The organism is Ruminococcus turbiniformis (genome assembly GCF_020687545.1).
Classification (GTDB): Bacteria; Bacillota; Clostridia; order Lachnospirales; family Lachnospiraceae; genus Mediterraneibacter; species Mediterraneibacter turbiniformis.
Map to the genome: position 1 here is coordinate 60,866 of NZ_JAJEQX010000016.1, position 20,161 is coordinate 81,026.

Annotated in this window: 19 protein-coding genes and 2 tRNA genes; 4 read left to right on the forward strand and 17 right to left on the reverse strand. The window is 50.9% G+C overall.

All coding sequences use genetic code 11. The features are described 5' to 3' along the window. Nucleotides 1-8: 8 nt before the first annotated feature. Nucleotides 9-92, reverse strand: a tRNA-Leu gene (locus LKD70_RS10045). Between the two features lie 190 nt (nt 93-282). Beyond that, entirely contained in the window at nt 283-624 is a 342-nt protein-coding gene (locus LKD70_RS10050) for a helix-turn-helix domain-containing protein (RefSeq protein WP_227707895.1), read from the reverse strand. 211 nt (nt 625-835) lie between these two features. Here LKD70_RS10050 and LKD70_RS10055 point away from each other — a divergent pair, with 211 nt between their 5' ends. Continuing rightward, nucleotides 836-1,201 carry a helix-turn-helix domain-containing protein gene (locus tag LKD70_RS10055; protein WP_227707896.1) on the forward strand — a complete coding sequence of 122 codons (366 nt, stop codon included), beginning with the start codon at nt 836-838 and terminating at the stop codon, nt 1,199-1,201. A 115-nt stretch (nt 1,202-1,316) separates the two neighbouring features. Here the strand turns inward: LKD70_RS10055 and LKD70_RS10060 are convergent, their stop codons facing one another. The 5 genes from LKD70_RS10060 to infC all read right to left on the reverse strand — a co-directional run bounded on the left by LKD70_RS10060 (nt 1,317) and on the right by infC (nt 5,514). After that, complete coding sequence (locus LKD70_RS10060; RefSeq protein WP_227707897.1) at nt 1,317-2,699, reverse strand: TrpB-like pyridoxal phosphate-dependent enzyme; 1,383 nt, start codon at nt 2,697-2,699, stop codon at nt 1,317-1,319. Nucleotides 2,700-3,150: 451 nt separating this feature from the next. Next, complete coding sequence (locus LKD70_RS10065; RefSeq protein ID WP_227707898.1) at nt 3,151-4,170, reverse strand: DUF2804 domain-containing protein; 1,020 nt, start codon at nt 4,168-4,170, stop codon at nt 3,151-3,153. 123 nt (nt 4,171-4,293) lie between these two features. Next, nucleotides 4,294-4,650: a 50S ribosomal protein L20 gene (gene rplT, locus LKD70_RS10070; RefSeq protein ID WP_227707899.1), complete on the reverse strand. Its 357-nt coding sequence runs from the start codon at nt 4,648-4,650 to the stop codon at nt 4,294-4,296. A 113-nt stretch (nt 4,651-4,763) separates the two neighbouring features. Beyond that, nucleotides 4,764-4,961: a 50S ribosomal protein L35 gene (gene rpmI / locus LKD70_RS10075; RefSeq protein ID WP_004846382.1), complete on the reverse strand. Its 198-nt coding sequence runs from the start codon at nt 4,959-4,961 to the stop codon at nt 4,764-4,766. Between the two features lie 58 nt (nt 4,962-5,019). After that, on the reverse strand, nt 5,020-5,514 hold the full coding sequence (gene infC, locus LKD70_RS10080) for a translation initiation factor IF-3 (protein ID WP_227707900.1): 495 nt from the start codon (nt 5,512-5,514) through the stop codon (nt 5,020-5,022). A 369-nt stretch (nt 5,515-5,883) separates the two neighbouring features. On the opposite strand from infC, the gene LKD70_RS10085 reads away from it, so the two are divergent. Then, entirely contained in the window at nt 5,884-7,218 is a 1,335-nt protein-coding gene (locus LKD70_RS10085) for a sodium-dependent transporter (RefSeq protein ID WP_227707901.1), read from the forward strand. Nucleotides 7,219-7,644: 426 nt separating this feature from the next. On the opposite strand, the gene LKD70_RS10090 is transcribed toward LKD70_RS10085, so the two are convergent. The 6 genes from LKD70_RS10090 to polA form a co-directional block, all read right to left on the reverse strand. Further along, nucleotides 7,645-8,502: a DegV family protein gene (locus LKD70_RS10090; RefSeq protein WP_227707902.1), complete on the reverse strand. Its 858-nt coding sequence runs from the start codon at nt 8,500-8,502 to the stop codon at nt 7,645-7,647. A 113-nt stretch (nt 8,503-8,615) separates the two neighbouring features. Then, complete coding sequence (locus LKD70_RS10095; protein ID WP_227707903.1) at nt 8,616-9,980, reverse strand: PFL family protein; 1,365 nt, start codon at nt 9,978-9,980, stop codon at nt 8,616-8,618. Nucleotides 9,981-10,069: 89 nt separating this feature from the next. Continuing rightward, nucleotides 10,070-10,342: an ACT domain-containing protein gene (locus LKD70_RS10100; protein ID WP_227707904.1), complete on the reverse strand. Its 273-nt coding sequence runs from the start codon at nt 10,340-10,342 to the stop codon at nt 10,070-10,072. Nucleotides 10,343-10,373: 31 nt separating this feature from the next. Further along, a complete protein-coding gene (locus LKD70_RS10105; protein ID WP_227707905.1) occupies nt 10,374-11,171 on the reverse strand; it encodes an MBL fold metallo-hydrolase in 798 nt (265 codons plus the stop codon). Beyond that, complete coding sequence (coaE, locus tag LKD70_RS10110; RefSeq protein ID WP_227707906.1) at nt 11,168-11,752, reverse strand: dephospho-CoA kinase; 585 nt, start codon at nt 11,750-11,752, stop codon at nt 11,168-11,170. The genes LKD70_RS10105 and coaE overlap by 4 nt, the downstream gene beginning before the upstream one ends. Nucleotides 11,753-11,774: 22 nt before the next feature. Next, nucleotides 11,775-14,390: a DNA polymerase I gene (polA, locus tag LKD70_RS10115; protein ID WP_227707907.1), complete on the reverse strand. Its 2,616-nt coding sequence runs from the start codon at nt 14,388-14,390 to the stop codon at nt 11,775-11,777. Nucleotides 14,391-14,627: 237 nt separating this feature from the next. On the opposite strand from polA, the gene LKD70_RS10120 reads away from it, so the two are divergent. Then, nucleotides 14,628-15,245 (forward strand): HAD family hydrolase, encoded by a 618-nt coding sequence (locus tag LKD70_RS10120; RefSeq protein ID WP_227707908.1) that lies wholly within the window; start codon nt 14,628-14,630, stop codon nt 15,243-15,245. Between the two features lie 169 nt (nt 15,246-15,414). Here LKD70_RS10120 and LKD70_RS10125 read toward each other — a convergent pair whose 3' ends face one another. From LKD70_RS10125 to LKD70_RS10140, 4 genes are all read right to left on the reverse strand, one after another. Beyond that, on the reverse strand, nt 15,415-17,328 hold the full coding sequence (locus LKD70_RS10125; RefSeq protein ID WP_227707909.1) for an N-acetylglucosaminidase: 1,914 nt from the start codon (nt 17,326-17,328) through the stop codon (nt 15,415-15,417). Between the two features lie 234 nt (nt 17,329-17,562). Further along, a tRNA-Leu gene (locus tag LKD70_RS10130) sits at nt 17,563-17,645 on the reverse strand. 47 nt (nt 17,646-17,692) lie between these two features. After that, the gene (locus LKD70_RS10135) at nt 17,693-19,327 is read right to left on the reverse strand and encodes a phosphotransferase (protein ID WP_227707910.1); all 1,635 of its coding nucleotides are present in this window, start codon (nt 19,325-19,327) and stop codon (nt 17,693-17,695) included. A gap of 253 nt (nt 19,328-19,580) precedes the next feature. After that, nucleotides 19,581-19,838 carry a hypothetical protein gene (locus LKD70_RS10140; RefSeq protein WP_227707911.1) on the reverse strand — a complete coding sequence of 86 codons (258 nt, stop codon included), beginning with the start codon at nt 19,836-19,838 and terminating at the stop codon, nt 19,581-19,583. Nucleotides 19,839-20,019: 181 nt separating this feature from the next. Here LKD70_RS10140 and LKD70_RS18790 point away from each other — a divergent pair. Next, the coding region (locus tag LKD70_RS18790; RefSeq protein WP_227707917.1) for a LuxR C-terminal-related transcriptional regulator at nt 20,020-20,161 on the forward strand (142 nt) is incomplete at its 3' end.

A 20,161-nucleotide genomic window follows, 5' to 3' on the forward strand; every position in this document is an offset into this window, starting at 1 on the left:
TTCTCTAATGCGGAAGATGGGACTTGAACCCACACGACACGAATGTCACAAGATCCTTAGTCTTGCTCGTCTGCCAGTTCCGACACTTCCGCATTCCGTATTGGATTGTTGTGTTAGCACTCTGTCGTGCTGACCACATGTGTTATAATACTATCTCAATCCCGAAAAGTCAACAAATATTTTCAAAAAAACTAAAGTTCGAAAATTGTGTAATATTTTACAAAAAATTTGAAAATTCAAAAAATATAAAAAACAGGTAAAACAGCTGAAAACACCGCCGTTTCACAGCGTTTCCTCCTTTGCTTCCATTCCTTTCTCCTCAGCGCTTCTGTTCTTTCCGGTGCCTCTTTCTATTCTCTCACCCTCTCTCTTTCCGATGCTTCTGCCCGTCAGTTCATCCAGCGTAATGCCGAAAAAATCTGCAATTCTTATAAGCACGAAAATATCCGGCAGAGTGACGCCACGCTCATAGGCGGATATGGTCTGTCGGCGGATGTTCAGCTCCGAGGCCAGGGCGGACTGGTTGATTCCCTTCTGCATACGCAGCTGACGGATATTTTCTCCGATGGATTTTTCTGCTTTTCCTGTCATCTGTTTCTCCGGGCAGAGTGCGAATCTTTTCATTCTTCGCTCTCCGCTGCTCTTTCTGCTTATTTTCTATTGTACCCCTTTCCTCCATGCTCAGAAAGAGCACCGTCTCAAATATCCAGAATCTGAGTGCAACGATACATTGCATTTGGATATTTCTTCCTGTTTTATTCGCTAAAATAAAACTAGCGCCGGTACAGACTGGAAAATTCGGCGCTATCATACTGGGAGGATGTGAGGAAGTACATTGGATAATCGGATCAGAGAGCTGCGCATCGAAAAAGGATTACGCCAGGAAGATCTTGCGGAAATGATCAATGTGTCCCAGCAGACGATCAGCCGGATTGAAAACGGCGAGACTTCACTTCCTGCGGATATTCTCGTTGACCTGTCGAAAATTTTCCATGTGTCGGCGGATTACATACTGAAGCTGTCAGACTCAAGAATGACGACAGAATATCGAATCGATATCGAACGTAATATGGAAAGAAACATGGATCTCTTCCGCGCGTACGGCAGACTGAACCGGACAAACCAGGAACTCGTGTTCTTTCTTATGGGGCAGATGGAAAAGCTTCAGGACGAGAACCGGCAGAAGGCAGAGCAGGAATAAAAAACATACAAATCACAGAGTACAGGCACAGGCCGCAGACGCCTTTTCTTTCCGGCATCTGCGGCCTGTATTTTACTGTCCTGTTTCTACATATATTTTATTTACTGCCCTGTGTTTACATATTTCCCGGGAATTTCGGAATTCCGTCGAATCCCGCTTTCAGGTCCTCATCCGAAGGAATGTAGTCCTTCATCTTTCCGTCGTGGAACTTCTCATATGCGTACATATCGAAGTATCCCGTTCCGGTCAGTCCGAAGAGAATTGTCTTCTCCTCCCCTGTTTCTTTGCACTTCATCGCCTCATCGATGGCAACTTTAATCGCATGGCTGCTTTCCGGAGCAGGAAGGATTCCCTCCACTCTCGCGAACCGTTCCGCCGCCTCAAACACTTCCGTCTGCTCCACGGATCTGGCCTCCATGTATCCGTCATGATAAAGCTGAGAGAGAACCGAGCTCATTCCGTGATATCTCAGGCCTCCTGCGTGGTTCGGCGACGGGATGAAGCCGCTGCCAAGCGTGTACATCTTCGCCAGCGGGCATACCATTCCGGTGTCGCAGAAATCATATGCGAAGACGCCTCTTGTGAAGCTCGGGCATGACGCGGGCTCCACCGCGATAAACTGGTAATCAGCCTCACCTCTTAACTTCTCTCCCATAAACGGCGAGATCAGTCCGCCCAGGTTGGATCCGCCGCCGGCGCATCCGATGATCACGTCCGGCTTAATGCCGTATTTGTCCATGGCCGTCTTCGTCTCCACACCGATAACCGACTGGTGGAGGAGCACCTGGTTCAATACACTTCCGAGCACATATCTGTACCCTTCCGTGTGGGTTGCCACCTCTACCGCCTCGGAGATAGCGCATCCGAGACTTCCCGATGTTCCCGGATGCTCGGCGAGGATCTTCCTTCCGATCTCTGTTGTCTCCGACGGAGAAGGTGTAACGCTGACCCCGTAAGTTCTCATGACTTCTCTGCGGAACGGTTTCTGCTCGTAAGAGCATTTTACCATGTATACTTTACAGTCAAGATCCAGGTACGCACACGCCATGGAAAGCGCGGTTCCCCACTGTCCTGCTCCTGTCTCTGTGGTCACGCCTTTGAGTCCCTGGTCTTTTGCATAGTAAGCCTGGGCGATGGCGGAATTCAGCTTGTGGCTTCCGCTCGTGTTGTTTCCTTCGAATTTATAATAAATCTTTGCCGGAGTCTGAAGCTTCTCCTCCAGGCAGTACGCCCTCACAAGCGGCGACGGGCGGTACATCTTATAAAAGTCGCGGATCTTCTCCGGTATCTCAATATAGCGGTTGTCATTGTCCAGCTCCTGTTTTACCAGCTCATCGCAGAAAACAGCGCCCAGTTCCTCCGCCGTCATAGGTTCTAACGTGGCCGGATTTAAAAGCGGCGCGGGTTTGTTCTTCATATCCGCACGGACATTGTACCATGCTTTCGGCATCTCGCTCTCTTCCAGGTAGATTTTGTAGGGGATTTTCTTTTCGCTCATTTTGTCTTCTCCTTTCTCTTCCCGGGACAAAAGCGCTCATTTCTTTTTCTTGAGAATATAAAAAGCCCTTGTCCCATACAACTGATATTTGCAGGGACAAGAGCTATGATACACTTTTATGATAACTCCTGCGGTGCCACCCGGCTTGATGCGTACTATGCTGCATCCACTCATCGCATACTGACATATGCTTGTTTTCTTAACGAAGTTCACTCTCCGTCTCGCCTACTAATCCGCCGGCAGACAACTGATTCAAATTCACTCAGCTTCGCCGGATGTTTAGAATATTCCGGATATTCAGCTTGCCCTCCGGAGCCCATTCGCCTCACCACTTGCCTGCCGTGCTCCCACCTCCCACGGCTCTCTGTAAAGCAGTACGCTGAAGTTACTTGCTCTCCTTCATCGGTTTAAAGAGACTTTACCACGTTACAGCACAGATGTCAACACTTTTTTATCCTCTGTTGCAGACTTTTTCCATGAAGCAGACAAAGTCTTTGAGTTCAATGAATCTCCCGTCATCCAGCACGGCTCTGCCTTTCATCCTTCCGATCACCCGGTGCATCTCCGTCGAGATCACCGCGGCAGACAATGTCGACTTCTGCTCTGTCCCGGGCTGAAATTCCATTTCAAACCTTCCGTCCCCGGAACTCAAACTCCACGCTTTCCTGCTGCCGTCCTCCGGGATATGCACATTCACAGCGCCGATCTTATGTCCTTTCCCTTCATAGAAAATCATGTTTTCGATTCCCGGATTTTCCTCTTTCGATCCCTCCGAAACAGTGAATCCGAAAGGGCGTCCCCCAACCACAGCACTGCCGGCGCCCCACCGCCACTCGCTCTCATAAGGGAACACGCCCCGTTTCCAGTCAAGCATGCCGCAGTCCCGTTTCGAATCGAACCAGTACGTCGTCCCGCCGAAAGAGAGATACCCTTCCGCTCTCATGCAGCAGATTTTCCGGTCATAGCAGAATCCGTACTTTCCCTCCCCCGGAATCGCCGCAGCTATGGAGTCCATCTCCGGCTCTTCCAGCGTGATCTCACAGTAGAACGGTTTCCCGTCACAAAAATCCTTAAAATCACACGAAATCACCCTTGTGCCCGCATCAAGGCAGAATTCCAGACGGAATCTGCTGTCCCTGAACACGGAATCCCCCGCCGCGGAGGAAGAAGGCATCTTCATCTTTCCCATGGGAAGCGGTGTTACAACCGTCTCCGTGTGTTCCCAGTTCTCCCCGATATGAAAAAAACTGACCGACTGAATCCCCACATAGCCGTAATCCGACAGGGTAAACGCCGCGCCGTACTCCCCGGCCGTCACAACATAATGATCTCGCTCTTTGATCCGGTACGCAGACGCTCCGATCTGTTCTCTCTCATAACTCCAGACCGGGTGTCTGGCCCATCCCGGTTCCGCGATTTTCCCGGAATCATCCAGCAGAGGCTGCTCCCTTTTTACTTCATGCCATTCCATTCTTCGTCACTCCCCTTCCGAGCGGCCCTTCAGCGACCGTATTCTTCCTTTTTACACCGACGCTAATCGAATAAAAAGAAAAACCCGAATCCCAACCGGGACCGGGCTTCTGTTTTTATTTTACTACGCAACCTTCTCTTTTGCAATAGCTGCCAGTGTAGCAAATCCTTCCTTGTCGTTTACAGCCAGCTCTGCGAGCATCTTTCTGTTCATGTCAACGTTCGCCAGTTTCAGGCCGTACATGAATTTGCTGTAAGACAGTCCGTTCATTCTTGCAGCAGCGTTGATACGTGCGATCCAAAGCTGTCTCATCTGACGCTTGCGCTGCTTTCTTCCCGCGTATGAGGAAGTGAGAGCTCTCATGACAGACTGTTTTGCCACTCTGTACTGTTTGGAACGGGCTCCTCTGTATCCTTTCGCCAGTTTCAGTGTTCTGTTATGTTTCTTCTTAGCGTTCATTCCGCCTTTGATTCTTGCCATTTCTTAATCCTCCTATCAAAATGCAATACCTGCCGTTTACTTTCCTCCGCTCAGCTTCCAGGTTCATGCAGACACCGTCTGAATTCTGCGTCCGCTGCATGGCTGAACTGTTTTTACAGGTATGGTAAAACCTTCTTCATGTTCTTTACGTTTGTTGCATCTGTAATTGTCGACTGTCTGAGATTTCTTTTTCTCTTCGTTGACTTTTTCGTTAAGATATGGCTCTTGTAAGCTTTATTTCTTTTCAGTTTTCCTGTACCTGTTTTTTTGAAGCGCTTTGCTGCCGCTCTGTTTGTTTTGATTTTTGGCATGATAATTTCCTCCTTTATTGTGCTGCCTTACCGGATATTCATCCCGGACATACTTTCCTTAACGCTTTTCGGTCAAAACCATGCTCATGGCTCTTCCTTCCATTTTTGCCGGCTTTTCCACAACCGCAATATCTGAGAGAGTCTCAGCGAAGTCATCAAGGATGTGTCTGCTCTGCTGTACGTGCGCCATCTCTCTTCCGCGGAAACGAAGCGTCACCTTCACCTTGTTTCCCTTGGAGAGAAACTTTCTGGCGTTGTTGATCTTTGTGTTCAGATCGTTGGTGTCGATATTCGGCGAAAGACGTACTTCCTTGATCTCTACCGTCTTCTGCTTCTTTCTCGCCTCTTTTTCCTTTCTTGTCTGCTCGTACTTATACTTACCGTAATCAATGATCTTGCAGACCGGCGGTTTAGCCATCGGCGCGATCTTTACAAGATCGAGCTCTGCTTCCTGAGCGATTTTCATAGCCTCCCGGGCTGACATGATCCCCAACTGTTCTCCGTTCTCGCTGATCAGGCGGATCTCACGGTCCCTGATCTGCTCGTTAATCATTAAATCGCTAATTGTCGTATACCTCCGTCAAATGAATTCCTTTAGGTTTCCCACGCGAAAACACAAAAAAACGAGTGAATATCATATCCACCCGACAATCAATAAAACATCTCCGCACTGCGCGGAAACTGCTGCATCAATATCAGACCGATAGTCACCCGATTGTGCTACGGTGAGAGTGGATACTCTACTTTGTTTTTTGCTTAACGCAATGTTTAATTTACCATATCTGTCTCCCGTTGTCAACACACAGTTTTCATTATTGCCTTTTTCTTCCACTTGTTTTTTATTTTTCTTTTAAACCGGCTCTTCCGGTGTTATAATAAGCCTGCTGTCATGCAAAATCAAGAAGAGAAAGAGAGTTTATTCATGAACAACGGGAAAAAAGTTACCACTATGAAAGAAGATAAATTCAACAACAAATGGGGATTTATCGTCTCCTGTATCGGGAGTTCGGTGGGCATGGCCAACATCTGGATGTTTCCGTACCGCATCGGCCAGTTCGGCGGCGCTGCCTTCCTGATCCCCTACTTCATCTTCGTCGTCCTCATCGGTTTCACCGGTGTGATCGGCGAGATGGCATTCGGGCGTGCCATGCATACAGGGCCTCTGGGCGCCTTCAGAAAAGCATTTGAAATGAGAGGTTCAAAAGCCGGCACAGTGATCGGCCTGATCCCGGTTATCGGTTCTCTCGGAATCGCCATCGGCTACAGTGTCATCATCGGATGGATCTTAAAGTTCCTTGCGGATTCCATTACCGGAAGTATCGTAAGCGATGACGATCCCGTGGCCGTATTTACAGATCTGTCCCGGAATTTCGGAAGCATTCCCTGGCACATGCTCGGACTGATCCTTGTCCTGATCTGCATGTCCTTCGGCATTGCCCGGGGCATTGAAAAGGTAAACCGGATCATGATGCCCGCTTTCTTTGTGCTGTTTCTGCTTCTCGCCGTGCGCGTTGCGTTTCTCGACGGCGCTTTGGACGGATACTCCTACCTTTTCAAACCGGACTGGTCCGCAATGGCCAATCCGCAGACATGGGTCTACGCCATGGGGCAGGCGTTTTTCTCCCTGTCCGTCGCCGGCAGCGGAACGGTTGTATACGGAAGTTATCTGAAATCTGATGTGGATGTGGTGAGCAGCGCAAAATACGTCGCCTTCTTTGACACAATGGCGGCGCTTCTGGCCGGTCTCGTCATCATCCCCGCGGTGTTTGCCTACGGGATGGAACCCAACTCCGGCCCCGGGCTTCTGTTCATCACAATCCCGGCCGTAATCCGCAGCATCCCCTTCGGGCAGCTGTTCGCGGTGATTTTCTTCCTTGCAGTGCTCTTCGCGGGAGCCACCTCGCTTGTGAACCTGCTTGAAAGTCCTGTGGAAGCGCTTCAGTCCAGATTCGGCTGGTCAAGAAAATCCGCCCTCATCCTTGTGGGAGCTGTCACCGCTGCTGCCGGAATCTTTGTGGAAGGAGATCTGTTAAGTCCGTGGATGGACAGTATCTCCATCTATGTAATTCCGCTCGGCGCGCTTTTGGCCGGCATCACTATGTTCTGGGTGTGCGGCAAAGGCTTTGCCCGCAACGCGGTCCAGCTCGGAAGGCAGCGCACCCTCGGCCGCTGGTTCGAGCCCATGACAAAGTATGTGTTCTGCGGCGTGGCACTGCTCGTGTACGTGCTGGGAATCTTCTACGGGGGAATCGGATAAGAGATTGGAGAAAATCCGTGTAAGAACGGGGATATCACTCGCAGGCCCGCTTTCGCTCGGGACACAGCACAGCGGTACATAAGCGCATAAAATACATGCGCTAAGTACCGGTGCTGCTTTACGGCCTGCTGCGTGATATCCCCGTTTTTACACTGGGTGCTTCAGCTCAGGAGGATTCAAACCACGCATGTTGCACGGAATACTCCTGCACGGCATACACTGGATGTTTTTTCCCCGGCTGTTTTCTCCGTAAATCGGCAGTAAAAAACAAAGAAATCGGAACTTTAACGTCTGCTGCCCCATAGGGGGCTTCCGTCTTCAGGTTAAAAATTCCGATTTCTTTTTTATATGTGCAATATACGCAGATTCATATGCGTGTTCATACACAGATTTCTTCTGCCGGATCATTTCCCGGCAGATCTTAATTTAAAGCCGTTTCATGCACGTCACTGCCATGGCCCCCGGCCCGATATGGCATGCCACACTCAAGGACAGCGGTCCTTCTACGATATCATATCCCGGGAACCGGTCCATGATCTCCTGCTTCCACTCTTTTGCATCCTCAGCAGAACAGGTATAGGCCATTCCGAGCACCATCTGATCCTTCACGTCAGCGAAGCGGCCGTTCAGATCACTCTCAATAGCGTTTAACATCGTCTTCTTTGCCGCTTTCCAGCCCCTTACTTTCGCGAAAGCATCCAGCTTTTCTCCCTGGATCTGCAGAACAGGCTTTAAGTTCAGCACAGTTCCGATGGCTGCTGCCGCCGGTGTGATTCTTCCGCCTTTCTTCAGATATTTCAGAGTGTCAACCGTGATATAGATGCTCGACTGGAATTTTTCCTTTTCAAGGATCTCCTTGATCTCCTCCGCGGATTTCCCCTCGTCTCTCAAATGCATGGCGTCATAGACAGACTGCTCCTGCGTAACGGAAATTCTCTGGTTGTTCACCACATGCACCCTGCCTTTATACTCCTCCGCAATGGACGTAGCTGTGGCGCACGTGCTGCTCAGCCCGCTGGACATGGGGATGCACACGATCTCATCATAATCTTTTAAAACATCCTCCCAGAGCTCCATCACACTTCCCGGCGAGGGCTGGGATGTGGAAATATCCGAGTCTGCCCCCAGCCTTTCGTAAAACTGTTCCTGAGTCAGTGTGATATCTTCAAGGTAAAGCTCCCCGTCGATAAAAAACGGCATGGGAAGCACATAGATTCCAAGCTCTTTTCCTCTCTCCTGCGTAATCCCGCTGTTGCTGTCCGTGACAATCGCGATTCTGCTCATACTTCCTCTCCTGTATACTCAATATACTCAATTCTGAAATTCTGATCTTTTTCCGGGTTCTTCCGGGTCTGCTGTGTTTCCCGTCAGATCTGCTGCGTTTCCGCCGGATTTTCCTAGTTCTTAAAGCTGTGGATGGGCGCGGGAATCCTTCCCTGCCTGCTGACAAACGCCTCACAGCCGAACTCATTGACCGGCATAATGGGCGCGTAGCCGAGCAGTCCGCCGAACTGCGCCGTATCGCCCACGTCTTTCCCAATCACCGGGATCAGACGGACCGCCGTCGTCTTCTGATTCACCATACCGATGGCCATCTCATCCGCAATGATTCCGGAAATGGTGCTGGCGGACGTCTTTCCGGGAATGGCGATCATATCAAGTCCCACGGAGCAGACACACGTCATGGCCTCCAGCTTTTCGAGGGTGAGCGATCCCGCATGAACCGCATCGATCATCCCCTGATCCTCACTCACCGGGATAAACGCGCCGCTTAAGCCTCCCACATAGGAGGACGCCATAACGCCGCCTTTTTTCACCTGGTCGTTCAGCATCGCAAGAGCCGCCGTTGTACCGGGCGCTCCCACTCTCTCAAGACCGATCTCCTCGAGAATCTCAGCCACGCTGTCGCCCACTGCCGGAGTAGGAGCAAGGGAGAGATCCACGATGCCGAACGGAATTCCAAGCCGCTCGGACGCCTCTCCGGCCACAAGCTGACCGACTCTCGTCACCTTGAAGGCAGTCTTCTTGATCGTCTCGCAGAGCTCCTCAAATCCTTTGCCGCGCACTTTTTCCAGGGCTTTTTTCACAACGCCCGGGCCGCTGACGCCTACATTGATCACCGCGTCCGCCTCGGTCACGCCCAGGAACGCACCCGCCATGAACGGGTTGTCATCCGGCGCATTGCAGAAAATCACAAGTTTCGCGCAGCCTAAGGAATCCCTCTCAGCGGTCGCCTCGGCCGTGGCCTTTACCATCTCGCCGCAGAGACGGACTGCATCCATATTGATGCCCGTCTTCGTCGAGCCCACATTGACCGAACTGCAGATGCGCTCTGTGGACGCGAGGGCCTGCGGAATGGAGCGGATCAGGTTCTCGTCACTTTTTGTCATTCCCTTGGATACAAGGGCAGAATAACCGCCGATAAAGTTCACGCCCACTTTCTGCGCCGCCGCATCCAGCGTCTTTGCAATCGTCACATAGTCTTCCGGGCATCTGCACGCCGCAGCGCCGATCAGGGAGACCGGTGTGACGGAAATCCTCTTATTTACAATGGGAATCCCGAACTCCTTCTCGATATCCTGTCCCACCGGCACAAGATCTTTCGCGGTGGCTGTCACTTTCTCATAGATTTTCCGGTTCAGTTCATCCAGATCCGAATCGATACAGTCCAGAAGGCTGATTCCGAGCGTGATCGTCCTCACATCGAGGTTCTCATGCTCGATCATCTCATTCGTCTCGGATACTTCGTACATATTGATCATAGTGTCGTTCCTCTCCTGTTTTCCTGTTTCATGCACGTTCCCGCATAGGGAAAAGAAAGCGTGCATCCGTTTTCAGGGCACCGCCCTTTTTACAGTCTGTGCATCTTCTCAAAGATATCTTCTCTCTGGCAATGGATCTTTACGCCGATCTCTTCTCCCAGCTTCTCCATCTCGTCGCAGAGCACCGTGAAGTCCTTCTCAAGGCCGGTCACATCCGCGATCACCATCATGTTAAAATATCCCTGGACGATGGTCTGTGAAATATCCAGAATGTTGATCTTGTTTTCCGCCAGGTATGTACACACCCGCGCGACAATACCTACCGTATCTTTTCCAAGTACCGTGACAATACATTTTTTCATTTTTCAAGCTCCTCCTCGCTCACATTGTCTTTCAGACCGTAATAATATCCGAAACCGTATCCCTGCCGGCGACAAACATATCCAGATCCTCGCCCCGGTAGTCATTGTCCCCGAGAGTGACTTCCAGCTTCACTGTCTCATACGCAAGCTTCGCGTAATTGTTTTCTTTGCTCAAATGTCCAAGGACGATGTGCTTCAGATTATCATGTAGTATATCACAAAGCAGACGGCCTGACAATTCATTTGAGAGATGTCCTTTTTCTCCCAGAATCCTCTGTTTTAAATAATACGGATAGCCTCCCACTTCCAGCATGTGAATGTCATGGTTGGCCTCAAGAAGCACCGCATCCAGGCCTTTCAAATGCTCCACCGTGTACTCGTCATATTTTCCGAGATCGGTCGCCACCGCGGCGGATTTGTCCCCGCATTCCAGACGGTAGCCGGACGGCTCGTTGGCGTCGTGTGAGATGGCGAACGGCTTTACCGTCACATCCCCCAGAACAAATGGCTCGTCCGTATGTATCGGGTGAAACAGCCCTTCGGGCATCTTCCCCAGGCCGGAGTAACTTAAGATTCCCTCGATCGTCCCCGGTGTGGCGTAGATCGGAATCCCGTATTTCCTGCTGAACACGCCCAGCCCCTGGATGTGGTCGGAATGCTCGTGGGTGATCAGAATCCCGCTTAACTCCTCGCCTTTGATCTCCAGTTTTTTAAGGCCTTCCTCAATCCTTTTCTTGCTGATTCCCGTATCGATGAGCAGGTGCGTGTCATCGCTGCCCACATAGATACAGTTGCCGCTGCTGCCGCTGGCAATGCTGCACATTCTCATAGTTTCAGTCTCTCTCCTATCTGTCTCTTTGTATCTTCAAACGAACCGCTGTTGTCGATCACCGCCGTGCAGGAAACGCGGAAACGCTCCTCCGCAGGCTGGGATGCGATCATCTGCGTGATCTTCTCATCCGGATATCCCCGGGACGCTTTCAGACGTTCCCGGCGCACCCTCTCCTCTGTGTAAATATACCAGAGCTCATCGCACAGCTCATGTCCCACATCCGGCAGAAGCGCCGCCTCCACCACATAGAGGCTCCTCCCCTGCGCCCTCTTCTGAGCGATATCGCTCTTCACAGATAAAAGGACTTCCGGGTGGACGATGCTGTTCAGCTTTTCAAGGCTGGCCGGGTCAGAGAACACGATTCTTCCCAGTTCTCTTCTGTCCAGTTCCCCGTCCGATCCGATCACCGCGGAACCGAACGCTTCCGCGATTTTCCGGAAACAGTCCGTCCCGCTTCGCTGCAGTTCTTTTGCCGTCTCATCCATCTGGCATACAAAAGCGCCGTACGCTTCTTCCAGATATCTCAGCACTTCGCTTTTCCCGGAGCCAACGCCCCCGGTAATCCCAAGTACCTTCAATGTCTTTCTCTCCTTCCGGGTTCTACTTCGCCTCGTACCAGTTTCTTCCCGTGTGTATATCCGCAATCAGGGGAACGAGAAGATCGGCCGCGTTCTCCATCTTGTCTTTTAAGATCTCCCGCACTTCTGTCTCTTCCGGCTCCCACGTCTCGATCAGAAGTTCATCATGAACCTGAAGAATCAGTCTGGATTTCATGTTCCGCTTTTTCAGCTCTTCGTTCACACCAATCATGGCGATCTTGATAATATCCGCCGCCGTCCCCTGAATCGGCGCGTTCATGGCAACCCTCTCGCCGAAATTCCTCTGCATGAAATTGCTTGATTTCAGCTCCGGCACCGGTCTTCGCCTTCCGAAAAGAGTGACCGCATACCCGTTCTCCTTCGCATGAGCCACCGAATCGTCGAGGAACTTTTTCACCCCGGGATATGTCTCAAAGTAGTGCTCAATATATTCCGCCGCCTCTTTTCTCGTGATGCTCAAGTCCTGGCTTAAACCAAAGGAACTGATACCGTACACAATGCCGAAATTTACCGCCTTTGCGTTTCTCCGCTGCAGATCCGTCACCTCGTCAAACGGCGTGTGGAACACCTGGGACGCCGTCATCCTGTGGATGTCTCTCGCCTCCCGGTACGCCTGGATCAGCTGCTCATCTCCGGAACAGTGCGCAAGAATGCGGAGCTCAATCTGGGAATAATCCGCATCCACAAACACATATCCTTCCTCCGGTACAAACACCTTCCGGATCAGCCGTCCAAGCTCCATCCTCACCGGAATGTTCTGCAGGTTCGGCTCCGTACTGCTCAGCCGGCCGGTAGCCGTCACGGTCTGATTGAACTTTCCGTGGATGCGCCTGTCTTCTCCGATAAACACAGCCAGCCCGTCCGCGTAAGTGGACTTCAGCTTTGCCAGCTGCCTGTAATCCAGAATCTTTTCCACGATCGGATAATCCGGCGCCAGCTTCTCCAGCACATCCGCTGCCGTAGAGTACCCGGTCTTCGTCTTTTTCGCGTGGGGCATCTGCAGCTTGTCAAAAAGGATGACTCCGAGCTGCTTCGGAGAATTGATGTTAAACTCCTCTCCCGCCAGCTCATAGATCTCCTTCTCCAGATCCACGATCCGCTCCCCGAGCTGATCGCCGTATCGTTTCAGCTCTTCAGCCTCCACTCTCACCCCTGCCTGCTCCATGTCAAACAGAGTAAATACAAGGGGCATCTCTATCTCAGAGAAAAGCGAATCCATCCCGCTCTTCTTTAACTTCTCTTCCAGCACCGGCGCCGCCGCATAGGCGGTGTACGCCTCATAGCACGCCTTTGACGCATCGCTTAACTTCTCGTCTATGAGAATGCCGAGATGTTCCCGCGCCACATCTGTATAATCATAATCGCTCTTGAGCGGATTTAAGAGATAAGCCGCCACAATCACGTCAAAACTGTTCTCCTGCTTCGCTTCCGGGAGATACTTAAGATATTCCTTCAGGCCGCACATGGAAAAACAGGGCACCGTCCTCGCCAGTTCTGAAAGTTTTCCCGCCAGATAGTCAAAGTCCGTGTCCATGTCACAGGGGATGGAGACAATCTCATCGGCTCCCCACGAAAGGGCGATTCTTCCGAAACCGGACGGATGCGCAAAAAGAGGCAGCACATTTCCCTGGTCTTCTGAAAAGGCCGCTCCCACGCGCTCTGCCTTCAGGGCTTCAGCAAACACGCGCTCGATCTCGTCTCTTCCCTTCACTTCCCGGAAGGCAGCTTCCACGTCGTTTCCCTCTGCCTCCACATCAAACCGGCTCAACATGTTTTTGAACTGCAGCCGCTGGAAAAGGACATACGCCTCCTCCGTGTACGGATTTTCAAAATGCGCCTTCTCAAGCTCAAAGGGAATATCCGCGTGGGTCTCAATCGTGGCGAGCACCTTGCTCATTTTCGCCTGCTCCCAGTATTCCTTTAAGTTCTTGCTGGCCCGCGGCGGCCTGATCTCGTCCACATGCTCATATGCGTTCTCAATGGACTGATACTGCTGAATAATCTTTGTCGCCGTCTTCTCTCCCACGCCCGGCACGCCCGGGATATTGTCGGATGTATCGCCCATCAGCGCCTTCACATCGATAAATTCCATCGGAGTGACACCGTATTTCTCCACCACATCCGCCGCATTATAGTCTTCCACTTCCGTGGAGCCCTGCTTCGTCTTCGGAATCCTGATCTTCACATGCTCCGTGGCAAGCTGGAGCGTATCCCGGTCTCCGGAGATGATGGCCACATCAAGTCCTTTCTCCTCACAGGTACGCGAGATCGTACCGAGAAGATCGTCCGCCTCCAGGCCCTCCTGCTCGATGATCTCGATCTTCATCGCCTTTAACACTTCCTTGATCACCGGGACCTGCTCTCGTAGCTCCTCCGCCATAGGCTTTCTCGTGCCCTTGTAATCCGCAAACATCTTATGCCGGAATGTGGGCGCATGCACGTCAAAAGTCACCGTCAGATACTCCGGTTTCTCCTCGTCGAGAATTTTGAACATGATATTAAGGAAGCCGTACACCGCGTTTGTGTGAAGTCCTTCTGAATTGGTAAGATCCGGAACCCCGTAGAAAGCCCGGTTCAAAATACTGTGTCCGTCTATCAGTACGATTTTTTCTCTCATAAGATCTCCTTTTCGTCCGCCGCTCATCCACCGCGCGGGCTGCTGTCTATCCATGCCGCCCGCGCTGACCATTAATCAAGTATACACTAAAAATCCCCTTTTTAAAAGGCTATTTTTATGGTATTATGAACGCGGCTGCAAGAGTCCCGGGCAAGCCCGGACTTCTTAAGCGCCGCTAGTACAAATCACCGGAAGCGCCCGCTGGCACATTCCGGAATTGTAAAAGGAGAATGGATTATGGACAGTATTATCTTTGACGTTGACGGTACACTCTGGGATTCTACCGACCCGGTAGCAGAGTCATGGAACAGAGCGATTCACGACAATTCTGATATAGATCTGACTATCGACGCACAGATCTTAAGCGGTCTGTTCGGCAAGACAATGACCGAGATCGGAGAGGCACTCTTTCCGGATCTTTCCACGGCAGAGCGCAGCCGCCTTCTGGATCTCTGCTATGATTATGAAAACCGGTATCTGGAAGATCACCCGGGTATTTTATATGAAGGAGTTGCAGAGACGATGGAAAAACTCTCAAAGAAATATCCGCTTTTCATCGTAAGCAACTGCCAGAACGGTTACATCGAAGTCATGTTAAAGACGACCGGACTTGCTCCTTTCATAAAGGATCATCTCTGCTTCGGGGAGACGCAGACGTCAAAGGGGAAGACAATCCGCACACTCATGGAACGAAACGCGCTGTCCTCCCCGGTCTATGTGGGTGATACCCGCGGCGATGCGAACGCCTGCATTGAAGTCGGCATTCCTTTCATCTTCGCGGAATACGGTTTCGGCGATGTGCCGGAAGCCGCTGACAGAATCGCATCCTTCTGCGATCTTGAAAAACTCATATAAATTCGAATGAATCCAAAAAACTGAATCGGCCTGAAAGCCTGAAAAGGTCTAAAAAGAAACGCCTCCAGGGCAGGGATACCGCACCGGCATCCTCACTGTCTCTGAAGGCGTTTCTTTCTCATCTCTATCCAGTTAAAATTCCCAATAAAAGTTTACAGTTACTGTCCGGTCAGCGGACCGTTTTTCTTCTCATCACTACAACAGAAACCGCTCCTGCCGCAGCAGAAAGTCCGAGCAGCATGATCCAGAGATATGCATCCTGAGAGTCCCCTGTCTTCGGAGCTTTTGCCGTTGTATCAGTATTTGAATCTGCAGCTGTGCCGTCGCCGGATGCTGATGCGGCTGCCGGCGTATCTGTTGTCGATGTACCTGTCACTGTCGTATCCGCAGCTGACGTATCTGTGGTTGACGTATCCGCCGCAGGTGTGTCCGTAGTCGGTACATCTGTCGTTGGCTCATCCGTCGCAGGCGTGTCCGTAGTCGGTACATCTGTCGTCGGCTCATCTGTTGTCGGCGTATCCGTTGCAGGTGTATCTGTTTCCGGTTCGTCTGTTGTCGGTTCGTCCGTTGCAGGTGTATCTGTTTCCGGTACGTCCGTTGTCGGCGTATCTGTTTCCGGTACGTCTGTTGTCGGCTCATCCGTTGCAGGTGTATCTGTTTCCGGTACATCTGTTGTCGGTTCGTCCGTCGCAGGCGTGTCTGTTTCCGGTACATCCGTCGTCGGCGTGTCCGTTGCAGGTGTATCTGTTTCCGGCACGTCTGTTGTCGGTTCGTCCGTTGCAGGCGTGTCTGTTTCCGGCACGTCTGTTGACGGCGTATCCGGCTCTGAAACACTGGTTCCCAGATAATCCTGGCTTCCGCCTGCCTCATCCAGGTTCCATACAACCGCAGCGGCTTTCTCTCCCCAGTATGGGTCAGACGCGTAGCTTACATTGATTCCGCCGCCTTTATTTCCCAGATATTCTCCGTGATTTCTCCAGTCGCTGGAACTTAAGTATCCGTCCGCCATCCAGTTTGCCATAAAGTCACGGATACAGTCATCCACACTTGTGAACACATCCGCACTCTCTCCGGGTGAACTGTCCACCGCATTCAGGCCGAACAGGTTGTTCTTCGTGGCGCAGATCCAGCTTGTCCCCCATGCGCTCTCATTGACTGCGATACCCAGGGACAGAAGCGCGTTGACTCCGTATGTATTCTGATATGTCACAAAGCTTGAACCTGTTCCGGTAAGCTTCGATGTGGAAGCGTCAACCCACGCATTTGCCATCGCAGTGTTTAAAATACTCTCGAACTGGTCCGCGCTGTAGCTGGTCGCACTTCTCATATCGAGGAACTGGAAATAATTCTGGAACGGATTTCCCGCATTCACTGCAGAAGCTCCGTTGGATCCGCTCTGGTAATCGTTAAGCATCACAGCGTAATCCGTGTAAAAGTAATGCCCGTCATAGCTGTAATACTTTACACCCTCACTTAAATAGGACGGCGCCGGCCCGTTGTTCAGCGCAGAAGCCGGAGCGCTGTTCAGATTCTGCGAGATATAATGGAGAAGTTCTCCACCTGACACAGTGTAATAGCTGACGTTATCCACAACTGTGTCGAGATTTACCAGTTCTACCTCACTCGCACTGACCGTACCGGTCACACCTGAAAGCATGAACCGGATCTGTCCGTCGCCTGTTGTTCCAAGATAGGCTGCGTCCGCGCCGTAAGCGCCGTTCGTATAGCCGGATATCCCGTTTGTCTCATCATAGTAACTTGTCGTGGCATTTCCCTTTGTGTTGAAATTGACCACCTGCGGGCTGATGGAACGCGCAGAAAACACCGCAATTCCGCCGTTTTCATCCGTACTTTCCGCATCTTCACCGACTGTTCCGTCTGTTTCGCCGATCTGGTAGATGCTTCCGTCTTCATCCATCGCCGTAACTTCTTCAAGACGCTGACTGTTCTCATCCTGAAGTTCTGATGCCGCGGAATCCGCTCCCCCTGATACTTCCTCCGCATTGCTTTCCATGCCTGGCAATACAGTCAGAACCATCGACATGCAAAGCATACATATCAGTAATTTACTCTTTTTTATCACTTGTATACTTCCCTCCTTGACCTTATTAACTATTTATGGATAGATACTGATACAGAATTAGATTAACACTTTATTCCAAAAGATGCAAGATTTAGTTTTTTCAGATTGTATACATGTATACTGTCGTGAATGTAAACGTAGAAATGAGAATTTCACCTTATTCTGAAGGTTCTGCACCTTCCCCTGGACACAGAAAAAGCCCTCCGACCAAAGTCGAAAGGCTTTTTCTGATACTGCCGCTGGCCGGACTTGAACCGGCACGGATATTCTCCGTCTGATTTTGAGTCAGGTGTGTCTGCCAATTCCACCACAACGGCACATCATGGCTTCCCTTTTCCAAAGAAGCCATGTATGATTATATCACTTAGAAAATGTCAATGCAAGCGTATTTTCGAACAATCTCTTTCATCTGCTCAAACTGCTGCTCCATCTCATCCACAAGCCGGAACTGTGTTCTGGCCCGCACCAGATTATGCTCCGGATAATCCGTCTTGAAATAAGTATCTCCCTGGAGATAATCCGCCAGAAAACGGATGCCGCACTCCAGCGTCATGAGCCGCGCTCCCCACGGAAGGCTCTCAATCTCCTCTTGGGTAAGCACATCTTTTGTCTCCTCAAGGTACCCTTTCACATACACCTCATAGAGTCCGATGTCAAAATGCATCTTGTTCAGATCCCTCTCGTCCTCTTCTGCCGTGGCAGCCCCGAAGCGGATAGAATCACCGAAATCATTTGCCGCAAGGCCGGGCATAATTGTATCCAGATCAATAATGCAAAGACCTTTTCCCGTCTTTCCGTCAAAAAGAATGTTATTAAGCTTTGTATCATTGTGCGTAACACGAAGAGGAAGTGTTCCCGCTTCCTGCTGATCCACAAGCACCGCACAGTCCTTCTCGCGATCGAGCACAAACTGAATCTCCGGCCTGCATGTCGCGGCACGGTTCTTCAGATCCCTCTTCAGGGCAACCTGGAACGCTTCAAACCGCTTCACTGTATTGTGGAAATCCGGAATCGTCTCATTGAGCCTGTCTACCGGGTAGTCGCTTAACTGCTTCAGGAAATGTCCAAAACTGCTTCCTGACTGGTAGAACTGTTCCGGGCTCTCCGCCAGCTGATAGCAGACAGAATCCGGGATAAAATTGTAGCAGCGCCACGGCTCGCCCTCACTGTCCTCAAAATACGTGCTGCCGCTCTTTGTCTTGATATAGGACAGCGTCTCCCGATCCGGGTCTCCGCCCTCTTTCCGGATTACATTGCGCAGATACTCTGTCACTCCGAAAATATTATCCATAACCCCTGCCGGGTCCTTAAACACATTCCGGTTTACTCTCTGCAGCACATAGGAGAGCTCGTCCTTCTCCTCGCCCGGCATATAGACCGCGTACGTCTCATTGATATGTCCCGCGCCGAAAGTCTTTACATAACTGCATTTTTTCCCGAATCCAAAGGCATAGACCGCATCTTCCAGATTCCGGTTGTCGATGCCGTCGATCTTTCTTCTCGTGGAGAATATCACCTCTCCTGCCTCCACTTTCTGTTTCGGCTCAATCGTGCAGTCTGCCTTCACCACGCTTCCAAGACCGATATGGGCTCCCTTTCCGATGCGGGAATCGTGATCCACCACTGCCCCGCTGTTGATCAGCACGCCGTGCTCAACCACGGTATGAGTATTCACCACCGCCCGCTGCATGACGAAGGTTCCGTTTCCAATCACCGCGCTGGGGCTCACCACTGCGGACGGATGAATTATCGCCGGTACGTCGTATCCCGCTTCCATCAGTTTCTCCGTCCAGTAAAGGCGCATGTTATTATCCCCGAGGGCAGCGACCGCCGTATCATATTTTTCACGAAACTCCATATAGTCACAGCATTTTCCGACCACGCCCTCTTCCCGGACCGCATCGTCGAGAAATACTGCCGTCTCATATCCGAGCAGATACGCCGTCTCCTGAATCATATGGCCGAAGCCGCCGGCGCCTAAGATCAATAAACTTTTCATTTTCGGTTCTCCTTTTGTGCTATCTGCTTTTATATTCTTTCCCTTTATGGATTGGTCCTGCCTTTTCCATGACAAAGCAGAAATTCTTCCTTCCTTATTATGGATGGATGTAAAATCAATGTCAATAAAAATCCGGTCCAAAATTGGAGCAGCTTGAATGAAAAACTAAATTCCGCATCCCCTTCTTCAGCAGCAAAAACTTTATTAGCCGGGAGCCCCACCAGCATTCTTTATGATTCCAAGCATTCCCGTCTTACCTTGCAACAAACAGCCATTTGCTCTGCTGTTCGGAAAGGTCAGACTTTAACTGCGCCAGAAATCCCACCCCTGAAATTATCGTGGAGAAAGAAGTACCGAATGCAAGAGTCTCAAATACGCTTAACGGCAGAGATATATACGTCGCCCACTGCGCGATTTTCTTTGACGGACTCCCCTGAATCAACGCCTCGTTCGCTTTCCGAACGTCAATCACCGCCTGTTCCAGCGCTTTCTCCCTTCCGCCGCTTCGCAAAATCTCTTCTATTGAGTATTCCGTGGCTTCAGAGCCACTCAATCCGTTACAGAGAGCCATCCATTCCGAACGATAGAGCCACCTGAATTATAAGGGCAATCCGCTGTTGAGAGCCACCTCTTGAAGCAATACAATCATCCTAACGGATGAATCCGTAATACTTTGAGAGGAGGACGATCAAATGTCCAAAGAAAAACAAATTTTACATATGCTGCTGGATGGTTATAGCCAACGGCGCATTGCCAGTACCTTGTGCGTATCCAGGAATACGGTTGCTAAGGTGGCGAAAGCAGCCTCAGATCACCAGTTATCGAAAGATGCAC